Here is a 12,865-nt window from a genome sequence, read left to right on the forward strand (position 1 = left end):
GGCCGGGCGGCGTACGGCCGTCCGGACTGCCGACAACCGCGTTGGGGCGCCCCGGAATCCCGGGGCGCCCCAAGCGCTTTTCCGCCCTCGCCCGGCACCGCCGGCTGCCCCGACCAGCACCGCCCCGCCCGAGCCGGAGGCCGGGCATCCGTCAATCCGACCCGAGCGCAGCAGGCCGCCGCAGCCGGCGGCACCGGACAGGCCGGGCATCCGTCAATCCGAACCCGCGACCCGGGCATCCGTCAGTCGCGGGCGACCGCCCGGGCGGCGGCGGCCCCGATCAGGGTGCCGACCATTACGACGACTGTCGCTCCGGCGGTCACCTGCCAGTAGTCCGGCCCCACCTCGGCGAGCCGACCGCCGCCGAGCGGCCCGCCGGACAGGAACGCGGCGGCGCCCAGCAGCGCCCCGGCGACCGGCCCGCCGACCGCAGCCGCGCCGAGCAGCACGGCCCAACCGGGCGGTGCCGCGTTCCGCTCGACCGCGGACCGCATCCTGCGCCGGGCGAGCAACCAGCCCGCCGCCATGCCTGCCAGCACCGGTACGGCCAGCACGGCGCCGCCGATCCCGCCGAGCGGCCCCTGGGGCAGCCCGGCCAGCAGGGGTACGGCCGGCAGTGCCCCGATGGAGACCTCGGAGGTGCGGACCACGGTGTCGGTACCGACCGCGAAGCCCGGCCCGAGGAGATAGCTGGCGGCCCAGACCGCGGCGTTCGGCGCGTAGCCGAGGCTGACCAGGGTGATGCCCGCCTGGCCCCGTACCCCGGTGTGGTACGCCCCGATCATGTCGCCGGCCTCGCCGCCCCCGGTCGCCACCGCCAGTCCGGCGGCACCCGCGCCGGCGCCGAGCAGCAGCATCGCGGCCACCACGCCGGTACGCAGCCCGTCCCGGAGCACCAGCGGGGTACGCCGGGCCAGCAGCACCAGTACGCCGCTGGCGCGTACCGCGCCGACCAGCGCGGCGAGGGTACCGAAGCCGGCCAGTGTCAGTCCGGCCCGCAGCGGCGCGGCGGTCGGCCCACCGCTGCCGAGCAGCAGCGCGGCCAGCGCGCCGAACAGCCCGTACCCGATGCCGACCGCGACCGCGACGCCGAGTGCTCGGCCCGGCATCGGCCGGTCCCGGACCCGGACCGCGCGGCTGACGTGCACGCCGGCCCGGTTCACCCGCCAGGCCGCGAGCATGGCGAGGGCGAGCGGCGGCAGCCCGAGCACCCCGGCATCGGTCTGGAGTGGCACGCCGTGCCCGAGCAGCCATCCGGCCAGGCCCAGCCGGGCGGCGCCGACGACGTCACCGCTGCCCTCGGCGAACCGGGCCGCTCCCAGCACGACGGCGACCGGCAGATAGCTGACCAGGGCCGCCCAGCCGGCCGCCACCGCCGCCGCCACGGCCAGCGGGGCCCGGCCGGAACGTCCCGGCCCGCCGGGTCTCGGCCGGGGCACCCGGCGCGGCCCGGACCGCTCCGACGCCGGACGCCGGACACCACCGCCGGCACCATCCGGCGGTTCGGCCTCCGGCCGGTTCCGGCGCCGCTCCCGGCCGTCCGCCGGCTCGGGTCGACCGGCCGGCTCCGGATCTCCGACCGGCCCGGTCGCCCCGGTCTCCGACGGGTCCGGCCGGCGCGGCCGGTCAGGAACGGTGGGTGGTGGCATCAGCGCCTACTCTGGCACGGCTTCGGGTCGGCCGGTTCACGACACCACCGTACGGATGACCGGCGCCACCGCGATACCCGCTCACCCGGCGCCGGTCGGTGTCCCGTTACGACAGGCCGGTCGGTGTACCGCCGCGACAGGACGGTCAGTGTCCCGCCGCGACACGACGGACGGCGTACCGCCACGCCAGGACGGTCGGTGTACCGCCACCGACAGACGGAACCGGGGTGGCCGGCGCCAGCCGACCACCCCGGAACGACGGATTTTCCGGCTCAGTTGCCGGACATCAGCTCCCGCATCAGCCGGGCGGTCTCGCTCGGCGTCTTGCCGACCTTGACCCCGACCGCCTCCAGCGCGGCCTTCTTCGCGTCGGCGGTGCCGGCCGAGCCGGAGATGATGGCACCGGCGTGCCCCATCGTCTTGCCGGGCGGCGCGGTGAACCCGGCGATGTACCCGACCACCGGCTTGGTGACGTTGGCCTTGATGAACTCGGCCGCCCGCTCCTCGGCGTCGCCGCCGATCTCGCCGATCATCACGATGGCGTCGGTCTCCGGGTCGGCCTGGAAGGCCGCCAGCGCGTCGATGTGGGTGGTGCCGATGATCGGGTCACCACCGATGCCGACGCAGGTGGAGAAGCCGATGTCGCGCAGCTCGTACATCATCTGGTAGGTCAGGGTGCCGGACTTGCTGACCAGCCCGATCCGGCCCGTACCGGTGATGTCGGCCGGGATGATGCCGGCGTTGGAGGCGCCCGGCGAGGCGATGCCGGGGCAGTTCGGCCCGACGATCCGGGTCCGCTCCCCCTGCGCGACGTTGTACGCCCAGAAGGCGGCGGTGTCGTGCACCGGCACACCCTCGGTGATCACCACGGCCAGCGGGATGCCGGCGTCGATCGCCTCCACCACCGCGCCCCGGGTGAACTGCGGCGGTACGAAGATGACGCTGACGTCCGCACCGGTGCCCGCCATCGCCTCGGCGACGGTCCCGAAGACCGGCAGCTCGGCGCCGTCGACGGCGACCTTCTGGCCCGCCTTGCGCGGGTTGACCCCGCCGACCACGTTCGTACCGGCGGCCAGCATCCGGCGGGTGTGCTTCATCCCCTCGGAGCCGGTCATCCCCTGTACGACGACCTTGGACTCCTTGGTCAGCCAGATTGCCATCTCAGACCCCCGCAGCCGCGAGCTCGGCGGCCCGCTGGGCCGCGCCATCCATAGTGTCCACCCGCTGCACCAGCGGGTTGGCGGCGCCGTCGAGGATCGCCCGCCCGGCCTCCGCGTTGTTGCCGTCGAGGCGTACGACGAGGGGCTTGTCGACCGTCTCGCCGCGCTCGGCGAGCAGGGCCAGTGCCTGGATGATGCCGTTGGCGACCTCGTCACAGGCGGTGATGCCACCGAAGACGTTGACGAACACGCTGCGTACCGACGGGTCGGAGAGTACGATCTCCAGCCCGTTCGCCATCACCGCGGCGCTGGCGCCGCCGCCGATGTCGAGGAAGTTGGCCGGCTTGACGCCGCCGTGCGACTCGCCCGCGTACGCCACCACGTCGAGGGTGGACATGACCAGGCCGGCGCCGTTGCCGATGATGCCGACCTCGCCGTCCAGCTTGACGTAGTTGAGGTCCTTCTCCTTGGCCCGCTGCTCCAGCGGATCCACCGCGGCCTGGTCCACCAGCGCCTCGTGGTCGGGGTGCCGGAAGCCGGCGTTCTCGTCGAGCGAGACCTTCGCGTCGAGGCAGAGCACCGTGCCGTCGGTCGTCCGGGCCAGCGGGTTCACCTCGACCAGGGTGGCGTCCTCGGCGACGAAGGCCTGCCAGAGGCGTACGGCGATCGGCACGATCTGGTCGGTCAGCTCGGCGGGGAAGCCGGCGGCCTCGACGATCTCCCGGGCCTTCGCCTCGTCGACACCGGCGTTGGCGTCGATCGCGACCTTGGCGACCCGCTCCGGGGTCTCGGCGGCGACCTGCTCGATGTCCATCCCGCCGGCCACGCTGGCGATGCAGAGGAAGGTACGGTTCGCGCGGTCGAGGAGGTAGGAGAAGTAGTACTCCTCGGCGATGTCCGCGGTCACAGTGATCATGACCTTGTTGACCGTGTGGCCCTTGATGTCCATGCCGAGGATGTCGGTGGCCCGGGCCACCGACTCGTCCACGCCCTCGGCGAGCTTGACGCCGCCCGCCTTGCCCCGGCCGCCGACCTTCACCTGAGCCTTGACGACCACCCGGCCGCCGAGGCGCTCGGCGATCGCGCGGGCCTCGTCAGGGGTCGTCGCGACACCGCCGGCAAGCACGGGCAGCCCGTGCCGCTCGAACAGCTCACGCCCCTGGTATTCGTACAGGTCCACGATTGCGCGTCCCGTCCCGTCTCCGCGGCGCGCCGTCGCACCGCCGCCAGCGTGTGTATTGGGTTGGGCCTGCCTACGGATGAACAGGCCATCGGCCGCAGCCTAGCGAGGTGACCACGGGGGGCATCCACGTGGGTGCGCGTTGTGCGGTAACGCACAGCCGTCGGGCCGGCCGTCGCGGGAAAAGATTCCCTGGCCGGCGTAACCCCGCGTAAGGGACGTCGTTGAGTCTGATGTCGGAGCGCTGGGAAGCGCGATGACGAATACGGCCGATGCCCTGTCGGTCGAGGGGTGGCGGCGGGGCATCGTGCATAGAGAGGCCGGACGTGTGAGGGGTGCGTCCGGCCTCTCCCCCCATTTCCGGGCCCGGCGCGTCGCGTGCCGGGCCTCGGCCTTGATGAAGCCGCGCTGGAAGTCGGAGTGGACGGCGCGTCGCGTGCCGGGCTCCGCGTCGTGGTGCTCCGGCGGCGCCGAAAAGCGTCAGCCGACGACCGGCTGGCCGACGTTGGCGCGGACCCACTCCACGATGGCGCCGGTGGTGGCGCCGGGGGTGAAGATCTGGGCTACGCCGAGCCGCTCCAACTCCGGGATGTCCGCGTCCGGGATGATCCCGCCGCCGAACACCACCAGGTCGGCCGCGTCCCGCTCGGCCAGCAGTTCCAGTACCCGTCGGAACAGCGTCATGTGCGCCCCGGAGAGCACCGACAGGCCGATCGCGTCGGCGTCCTCCTGGATCGCCGTCTCGACGATCTGCTCGGGCGTCTGGTGCAGACCGGTGTAGATGACCTCCATGCCGGCGTCTCGCAGGGCCCGGGCGACCACCTTCGCGCCCCGGTCGTGCCCGTCCAGGCCGGGTTTGGCGACGACGACCCGGATCCGAGAACTCATCAGCGCAACACCTCTCCAGGACACCGGCTCGAGTTACCTTAACGAACGGTAACCCGGCGGCCCGTCCCCCGGAAACTCCCCTGCCGGACGATCGCCGACCCGAGGGCCCGGGCGCCTCCGGACGACGTCCGGCCATACCCCTAAGGGCTACGCCGACGGCACTCCGACACGAGTCGGATCGATGACACCCTGCTGGGCCGGCGGTAACTGAGCGCTACTAACGAGGGCGAGCGCAAAAGGTTACCAGATATGGCATTCCATGACGGACAACCGCACAGTGAGCCGGCAATATGGCGCTGCGACTTGTGGCGCGCCTAGGGGTTGGTTACCGTGGCCCACGGTTGTCATCAGGTCCATGACCGGGCGACAACGCGGTCAACCGGAGTTCACCTCGATCCTCGAACGCCGGTGACGGTCGCAACACTGACCCGACAACGGAGGGTGTGCGTGCGCCAGCGCCTGTCGTCTGAGCCCGATCGCTATCGAGGGCGACGTCGCGTCCCCACACCCCCGCGCAGCCGATACGCCGCAGTTGTCACCACCGCGTTCGTCGGAGCCGGTGTGGTCGCGCTCGGCGCCGGGGCCCTGCCGGATGCCAAGGCGGTCAGCCCGACCGCGCTGGCCGACCTGGAGCGGGCCGCCGCCACCAGCGAGGACGTCAGCGCCCGGACCGCCGACGCCGAGGCCGAGCGGGCATCCCGCGCCGACCGGGACGGCCTCGCCTCCACCCTGGCCGCCGCCCCGGAAGTCTGGCGGCTCCCGCTCGAGAACTACAACTTCGTCTCGCCGTACGGCATGAAGTGGGACAAGCTGCACGCCGGGATCGACCTGGCCGCCCCCGAGGGCACCACATACACGGCGGTGCACGCGGGCACGGTGACCAAGGCCGGCTGGTTCGGCGGGTACGGCTACTGCGTGATCGTCCAGCACGCCGACGGCACCGAGTCCATCTACGGGCACTCGTCGGCGGTACTCGTCAGCGAGGGCCAGGAGGTCAAGGCCGGCGACCAGCTCGGGCGGGTCGGCGCCACCGGACACGCCTACGGTTCGCACCTGCATCTTGAGCTGCATGTCAACGGCAAGCCGATCGACCCGATCCCCTACCTGCTGGAGCGGGATGTGGACATCCAGCTACAGGTCGACGATCTCTAGGGCCGAGTAGTCGCCCACTGACTCGACGTCACGTCGGTTAGCCGCCCAGCCGAACCCGGTTGGGCGGTTTTCTGTTGTCCGACGCCTGGCGAAGTTCCGTACGCCACATCGGGTGGTGTGGCCGAGCACACAGCCGGTCGTCGCGGTCTACCGGCCACCGACGTCGATTCCACCGCATAACTCCGCGCGCGTCGTCTGCTCGGCGGCCGGACCCGGCGCCCCGAGGGCGAGGCGGGGGCGGCACGGCGACCACCATGTCCGGGTCCACGCCTCCGCCAGAAGGGACCCGCCGTGCCGGAGACCGATCCGACCCAGCCCGAGACGACCGGCGAAGGGGCCGGCGTACCGACCGCGAGTCGGCGTACCGGCCGTACCGGAGTGTTCCGGCAGGGCCGTCGGGCCCGGTACGTCGTACCCGGGCTGGTCGCGCTGCTCGGGCTCGGCGTGGCCGGCGGGGTGACGGCGGTCGCCCTCGGCGGCAGTGACCGGCCTGCCGATCAGGTCTCGGCGGCGGCGCAGGAGTCGGCCCGGTCCGCCGCCGCGCAGCGCGCCGACCGGTCCGCGCGGGAGGTTGCCACCCCGACGCCCACCGCGACCGTGAGCCCGACGCCGACCGCCGCCGCACCGACCGCGCCGCCGACCGCCACACCGAGCCGGAGCAGGACCGCGAAGGCGGCCAGCCCGACCGCGAGCCGGAAGCCGGTCGCCTGGGTGAACCCGATGCCGGGCGCCGCCGTCACCTCCTGCTTCGGGATGCGCTGGGGGGCGATGCACGCCGGCATCGACCTGGCGATGCCGGCCGAGACCCCGATCCGGGCCGCCGGGGCCGGCACGGTGGTCAACGCCGGCTGGGACTTCGTCGGGTACGGCATCTCGGTGGTGGTCGACCACGGCAACGGCTGGCTCACCCACTACGCCCACCAGAGCCGGACGGTGGTCAGCGTCGGGCAGCGGGTCAAGCCGGGCCAGGTGATCGGGTACGAGGGTGCCACCGGCGACGCCACCGGACCGCACCTGCACTTCGAGGTGCACAACGGGCTGTGGAACCAGGTCGACCCGGCCCCGTGGATGCGGTCCCGTGGGGTGGACCTCGGCTGCTGAGCCGGCGCCGGCTGCTGAGCCCCTGCCGGTTCGCGGCCTGCCCGCCGCCGGGTCAGCGGTCGAGCGAGATCGCCCGCTTGGCCCGGTCGATCGACTCCCCGGCGGCGGGGCCGCCCGGGTTCTCGGTGGCGAGTGCCTGGTTGAGCCGCACGAACGGACGCATCCGCTGCTCGTACCGGTGTAGCGCGGCCCGGTGGTCGCCGGCCGCCGCGCCGAGTTCGTCGGCGAGTACGTAGGCGCCGACCAGGGCCAGGCTGGTGCCCTGGCCGGACAGGGGCGAGGCGCAGTAGCCGGCGTCGCCGAGCAGGGTCACCCGGCCGCGTGACCAGGTCTCCATCCGGACCTGTGCCATCGCGTCGAAGTAGAAGTCCGGGGCCTGCCACATCGCCGTCAACAGCCGGGGAATCTCCCAGCGCAGTCCGGCGAGCCGGTCGGCGACCAGCCGGCGCTGCTGGTCGGTGTCGCGGTGGTCGTACGGGATCGGCTCGGACTCGAAGCCGAGGTTGACCCGGAGTTCGGAGTTGTCGCGTACCGGGTAGATGCCGCAGCCGGCGGTGCCGTCCCGCATCCAGACCTGCCAGTTGTCCAGGTCCAGCAGGTTCTCGGCAGTGAAGATCGCCAGGTAGGTGCCGAGGTGCGTGACGTACTCCGCCTCGGGGCCGAAGGCCAGGCGCCGTACGGTTGAGTGCAGTCCGTCGGCCCCGACCACCAGGGAGAAGTCGCGCGGCGCGGCCCGCTCGAAGCCGACCCGCACCCCGGCGTCGTGCTGGGTCAGCTCGGTGACGGAGTCGTCGAAGAGGTACTCGACGTCGTCGCGGGTCCGCGCGTGCAGTAGTCCGGTGAGGTCCTCCCGGAGCACCTCGATGTCGTCGCCGTCCAGCCGACCGCTGCTGAAGGCCCGCTCGGTGGAACGCATGACCTCGTTGCCGTCGCCGTCCAGCAGCGACATGCCCCGGGTGCGGGTACGCACCTGCCGCAACGCCGGCAGGATGCCCATCCGGTCGACCACGTCCAGCGCCACCCCACGGACGTCGATCGCCTGCCCGCCGGGGCGGGGCGCCGGAGCCCGCTCGACCACGGTCACCGCGAAGCCCCGGCGGCGCAGCCAGTACGCCAGGGCGGGCCCGGCCACACTCGCACCGGAGATCAGGACACTGTCCATCTGTCTTCCCCTCCACGTTGTACGTGCCGCCAATGTACGCCGTACATTCAACCTCGACAACTGGCGTTAGTCGCTTGTTGTACTAGGACAGGGGTAGTGCAGGCGAGTGTCTGAGCTAGGCTGTGTACTAGTACACGGATCGGGAGGTGAGAGGGTGCCGACGACCGCCGAGCCGCCCTACCTGCGCATCGTCCGGGAGATCCGTCGCCGGATCGCCGACGGTGAGCTCCAGCCCGGCGACCGGGTGCCGTCCACCCGACAGCTCGCCAGCGAGTGGAACGTGGCGATCGCCACCGCCACCCGGGCACTGACCACGCTCAGCCAACAGGGCGTGGTGCGGGCCCAGCCCCGGGTCGGCACGGTCGTGGCCGCCCCCGAGCCGGCGCCGGCCCGGCCCCGACGGCGGGTCGACCAGACGCCGCCCCGGAGCGCTGCCGGACTGCCCTCGCCAGGGCCGAGATCCGAGCCCGAACTCACCCGGGACCGGGTCGTCCGGGCCGCCCTCGACATCGCCGACGCCGAGGGACTGGAGGCGCTGTCGATGCGCGGCGTGGCGGCCCGGCTCGGAGTGGCGACCATGTCGCCGTACCGGTACGTGCACAGCAAGGAGGACCTGGTCCTGCTGATGGCCGACACGGCGTACGGCGAGCGGGGTTATCCCGAGCCGCATCCCACCGGCTGGCGGGAGCGGCTCGAACTCGGCGCCCGTACGCTCTGGGCGCTGCACCGGCAGCACCCCTGGCTCGCCCAGCTCAGCCCGCTGACCCGGCCCCTGCCGCTGCCCAACCTGATGGTGCACGGCGAATGGGTGCTCGCCGCGCTGGACGGCCTCGGCCTCGACCCGGCGACCATGCTGGACCTGAACGTGCTGGTCTACAGCTTCGTGCAGGGCCTCGCCGTGCACCTGGAACGGGAGACCCAGGCCCGGGCCGCCACCGGCATCACCGAGGAGGAGTGGATCGAGCGGCAGGGACCCGCCATCGACGCGCTGGCCGAATCCGGCGGGCATCCGACCTACGCCCGGGTGCTGGAGAGCTTCACCCGGACCGGTTACGACCTCGACCTCGACCGGCTCTTCGAGACGGGGCTACGCGCCCTGCTCGACGGCTTCACCGTGCTCGTCGGCGACCGCGCCGAATAGCAACGGTCAGAGCTTGTCGATCGGAGCGTGCGTGAGCTTGTCGATCGGGGCGTGCCGGAGCCAGTCGATAGCGAGCGGTCAGAGCTTGTCGATCGGGGCGTGCCGGAGAACCAGCCAGAGCGTCTGGTCACCGAAGTCGATCTGGGCCCGGGCACCCGCGCCGTGCCCCTCGACCGCCAGCACCCGGCCGAGGCCGTAGCGCTGGTGGTTCACCCGGTCTCCGGCGGCCACCTTCGGCGGCTGCTTCAGCTCGCTCGCCGTACTCAGCCGGCTGGCGTCGATGCCAAGCCGCGAGGCGAGCTGCGCGGCCTTCGGCGTACCCCCGGAGAAGCCGCCGCCCCGGAACCCGCCGGACCGGTCCGTGGCGCCCGACCGGCCGCCCACCCCGCCACCGGTCCCCGACCACGAGGTGTACGCCGCCCCGGTGCGCTCCCAGCGGACCAGCTCCTCCGGCAACTCGTCCACGAACCGGGACGGTGGGTTGTAGGACGGCTGCCCCCAGGCCGACCGGGTGACCGCCCGGGACAGGTAGAGCCGCTTGCGGGCCCGGGTGATCCCGACGTAGGCCAGCCGGCGCTCCTCCTCCAGCTCGCGGTTGTCGCCGAGCGCGCGCAGGTGCGGGAAGACACCGTCCTCCAGCCCGGTCAGGAAGACCACCGGGAACTCCAGCCCCTTGGCGGTGTGCAGCGTCATCAGGGTGACCACGCCCTGGTGGTCGGGGTCGTCCGAGGGCACCTGGTCGGCGTCGGCGACCAGCGCGACCTGCTCCAGGAAACCGGCCAGGGTGGCACCGGGGGCGCCCTCCTCGGCCTGCGCCTCCACCCGCTCGGTGTACTCCCGGGCGACGCTCACCAACTCCTGGAGGTTCTCCACCCGGCCGGCGTCCTGCGGGTCGATGCTCTCCTCCAGCTCGCCGAGGTAGCCGGAGCGGGTGAGGACGGCCTCCAGCACCTCCTCCGGCAGGGCGGTTCCGGCCAGCTCGCGCAGCCCGTCGAGCAGGCTGACGAACTCGGCGATGGCGTTGGCCGACCGGGTGGAGATGCCCGGCGCCTCGGACGCCCGGCGCAGCGCCGCGCCGAACGAGATCCGGTCCCGGGTGGCCAGCGCCTCCACGCAGGCCTCGGCCCGGTCGCCGATGCCCCGGCGCGGGGTGTTCAGGATGCGCCGGATGCTCACCGTGTCGTCGTCGTTGACCACCGCGCGAAGGTAGGCCAGGGCGTCCCGGACCTCCTTGCGCTCGTAGAACCGGACCCCGCCGACCACCTTGTAGGGCAGGCCGACCCGGATGAACACCTCTTCGAAGACCCGGGACTGGGCGTTGGTGCGGTAGAAGACCGCCACGTCCCCGGGACGGGCCGCGTCGGAGTCGCAGAGGCGGTCGATCTCCCGGCCCACCCAGTCCGCCTCGGCGTGCTCGGTGTCGGCGACGTAGCCGACGATCTGCTCCCCGGCGCCCTCCTCGCTCCACAGCCGCTTCGGCTTGCGCGAGCTGTTCCGCTCGATCACCGCGTTGGCGGCGTTGAGGATGGTCTGGGTGGAGCGGTAGTTCTGCTCCAGCAGGATCGTCCGGGCGTCGGTGAAGTCCCGCTCGAACTCCAGGATGTTCCGGATGGTCGCGCCCCGGAACGCGTAGATCGACTGGTCGGCGTCGCCGACCACGCACAACTCGGCCGGCTCGACCCCGGGCGTGCCGCCGACCAACTCCTTGACCAGGGTGTACTGCGCGTGGTTGGTGTCCTGGTATTCGTCGACGAGCACGTGCCGGAACCGGCGGCGGTAGCTCTCCGCGACGTGCGGGTGCGACTGGAGCAGGTGCACCGTCGTCATGATCAGATCGTCGAAGTCGAGCGCGTGCGCCTCGGTCAGCCGCCGCTGGTAGAGCGTGTACGCCTCGGCCAGCGCCCGCTCGTTCGGCCCCGACGCCCGGGCGGCGAACGTCTCCGGGTCGGTCAGCTCGTTCTTCAGGTTGGAGACCTGGGTGATCAGCCCCCGGGCCGGATAGCGCTTCGGGTCGAGGTCCAGCTCCCGGGTGACCAACTGCATCAGCCGGCGCGAGTCGTCGGCGTCGTAGATCGAGAACGTCGACTTCAGGCCGGCGTGCTCGTGCTCGGCCCGCAGGATGCGTACGCACGCCGAGTGGAACGTCGACACCCACATCAGTCGGGCCCGGGGGCCGACCAGCGCGGCGACCCGGTCCTTCATCTCCCCGGCCGCCTTGTTGGTGAAGGTGATCGCGATGATCTCCCCCGGATGCACGTCCCGGGCGGCGAGCAGGTAGGCGATCCGGTGGGTGAGCACCCGGGTCTTGCCCGAGCCGGCACCCGCCACGATCAGCAGCGGTGACCCGGAATGGGTCACCGCGTCCCGCTGCGGCCCGTTCAGCCCGGCCAGCAGGGCCTGCGGGTCGAGGCCCGACGGGCGGCGCCGGGGCGCGTCCTGGGCCGGAGGGACGGAGGGCGGCGGGGGTTCGAAGAGAGCATGCATCGCCTCGCGAGTCTATGCCGCCGGGGAGACAACGTACGCCTCCGCCGTGCCCGTACCACCTCGGCCGGAATGTCCCCGGAGACCACCCCCCTTCAAGCATGGCCGAATCGCTTGCCAAGGAGACGGCTGGCTGGGCATACTCGACCCGTGATCCATCGGGCGCAGTCCTACTTTTACTACGGCTCCGGGAGTCCGGCAGCCGTGGGTCGCGCCTGAAACATGACCTACGAAAAGCCCCGGGCTCCTGAAGCCCGGGGCTTTTCGCGTCGGGATCCAGGCACCGGGGACCTATCTCCCAAGGAGGACCCCATGGCGGCAGAGGTGGCAGCAGAGGTGGCAGAGCTTCCGGTCGAGTCGAACGGCGCCGGGCCCGCTTCTACCAGCGGCGCGGAGCCGGGTCAGGAGACCGGGACCAGCGCACCGGAGGCGTCGCAGCACATCCTCGGGCTGCGGGAGCGGATCGACCAGATCGACCACGAACTCATCGCCCTCTGGCAGGAACGCGCCGCGCTGTCCCAGCAGGTCGGCCGGACCCGGATGGCTTCCGGCGGTACCCGGCTCGTCCTCTCCCGCGAACGGGAGATCCTGGACCGGTTCCGGGAGGCGCTCGGCGCGGACGGCACCCAACTCGCCCTGCTGCTGCTCCGGGCCGGACGCGGCCCGCTCTGAGCCGTACCCACCGGGTGCGGCCCGCTCCGAGCCCCGTACCCCGGTGGTTCGCTCCGGCTACGCCGTACCCCCGGTGGTTCGCGCTGGCGACCGTGCGCGGAGCCGGTGGCCGGACGCGGCCCTGGCCGTGCGCGGACCGGCCGCCCATCGGTGGACCGGCGGAAACACGAGCCGACCGGCCGAAACGCGAGCCCGGGACGCCGGCCGCATGGATGGCAGCCCGCGCCCCGGGCAGTGAGGAGGCGTTCTTCTACCAACGGTGGAGAGCCGGGTCAGGCT

At 72.6% G+C, this 12,865-nt stretch carries 10 protein-coding genes; 4 read left to right on the forward strand and 6 right to left on the reverse strand.

The window, feature by feature from the left end:
• Window positions 1-242: 242 nt before the first annotated feature.
• From Pen02_RS22205 to icmB, 4 genes are all read right to left on the reverse strand, one after another.
• The gene (locus Pen02_RS22205) at window positions 243-1,649 is read right to left on the reverse strand and encodes a cell division protein PerM (protein ID WP_239141085.1); all 1,407 of its coding nucleotides are present in this window, start codon (window positions 1,647-1,649) and stop codon (window positions 243-245) included.
• A gap of 272 nt (window positions 1,650-1,921) precedes the next feature.
• Window positions 1,922-2,809 (reverse strand): succinate--CoA ligase subunit alpha, encoded by an 888-nt coding sequence (gene sucD, locus Pen02_RS22210; RefSeq protein WP_203868011.1) that lies wholly within the window; start codon window positions 2,807-2,809, stop codon window positions 1,922-1,924.
• A 1-nt stretch (window position 2,810) separates the two neighbouring features.
• The gene (sucC, locus tag Pen02_RS22215; protein ID WP_203868012.1) at window positions 2,811-3,989 is read right to left on the reverse strand and encodes an ADP-forming succinate--CoA ligase subunit beta; all 1,179 of its coding nucleotides are present in this window, start codon (window positions 3,987-3,989) and stop codon (window positions 2,811-2,813) included.
• A 480-nt stretch (window positions 3,990-4,469) separates the two neighbouring features.
• On the reverse strand, window positions 4,470-4,877 hold the full coding sequence (icmB, locus tag Pen02_RS22220) for a coenzyme B12-dependent isobutyryl CoA mutase small subunit (protein ID WP_203868013.1): 408 nt from the start codon (window positions 4,875-4,877) through the stop codon (window positions 4,470-4,472).
• Window positions 4,878-5,324: 447 nt separating this feature from the next.
• Between icmB and Pen02_RS22225 the strand changes: the two genes are divergently transcribed.
• Entirely contained in the window at window positions 5,325-6,029 is a 705-nt protein-coding gene (locus Pen02_RS22225; RefSeq protein ID WP_203868014.1) for a M23 family metallopeptidase, read from the forward strand.
• Between the two features lie 291 nt (window positions 6,030-6,320).
• Window positions 6,321-7,130, forward strand: coding sequence for a M23 family metallopeptidase (locus Pen02_RS22230; RefSeq protein WP_239141087.1), 810 nt, complete (start codon window positions 6,321-6,323; stop codon window positions 7,128-7,130).
• Between the two features lie 52 nt (window positions 7,131-7,182).
• Here Pen02_RS22230 and Pen02_RS22235 read toward each other — a convergent pair whose 3' ends face one another.
• Window positions 7,183-8,292 (reverse strand): FAD-dependent monooxygenase, encoded by a 1,110-nt coding sequence (locus Pen02_RS22235; protein WP_203868015.1) that lies wholly within the window; start codon window positions 8,290-8,292, stop codon window positions 7,183-7,185.
• Window positions 8,293-8,446: 154 nt separating this feature from the next.
• Between Pen02_RS22235 and Pen02_RS22240 the strand changes: the two genes are divergently transcribed.
• Window positions 8,447-9,433, forward strand: coding sequence for a TetR/AcrR family transcriptional regulator C-terminal domain-containing protein (locus Pen02_RS22240; protein ID WP_203868016.1), 987 nt, complete (start codon window positions 8,447-8,449; stop codon window positions 9,431-9,433).
• Between the two features lie 78 nt (window positions 9,434-9,511).
• Here Pen02_RS22240 and pcrA read toward each other — a convergent pair whose 3' ends face one another.
• On the reverse strand, window positions 9,512-11,917 hold the full coding sequence (pcrA, locus tag Pen02_RS22245) for a DNA helicase PcrA (RefSeq protein WP_203868017.1): 2,406 nt from the start codon (window positions 11,915-11,917) through the stop codon (window positions 9,512-9,514).
• A gap of 309 nt (window positions 11,918-12,226) precedes the next feature.
• Between pcrA and Pen02_RS22250 the strand changes: the two genes are divergently transcribed.
• Window positions 12,227-12,586, forward strand: a complete 360-nt coding sequence (locus Pen02_RS22250; protein ID WP_203868018.1) for a chorismate mutase — start codon at window positions 12,227-12,229, stop codon at window positions 12,584-12,586.
• The last annotated feature ends 279 nt before the right edge of the window (window positions 12,587-12,865 follow it).

The sequence above is a fragment of the Plantactinospora endophytica genome (genome assembly GCF_016862915.1).
Lineage (GTDB): Bacteria > Actinomycetota > Actinomycetes > Mycobacteriales > Micromonosporaceae > Plantactinospora > Plantactinospora endophytica.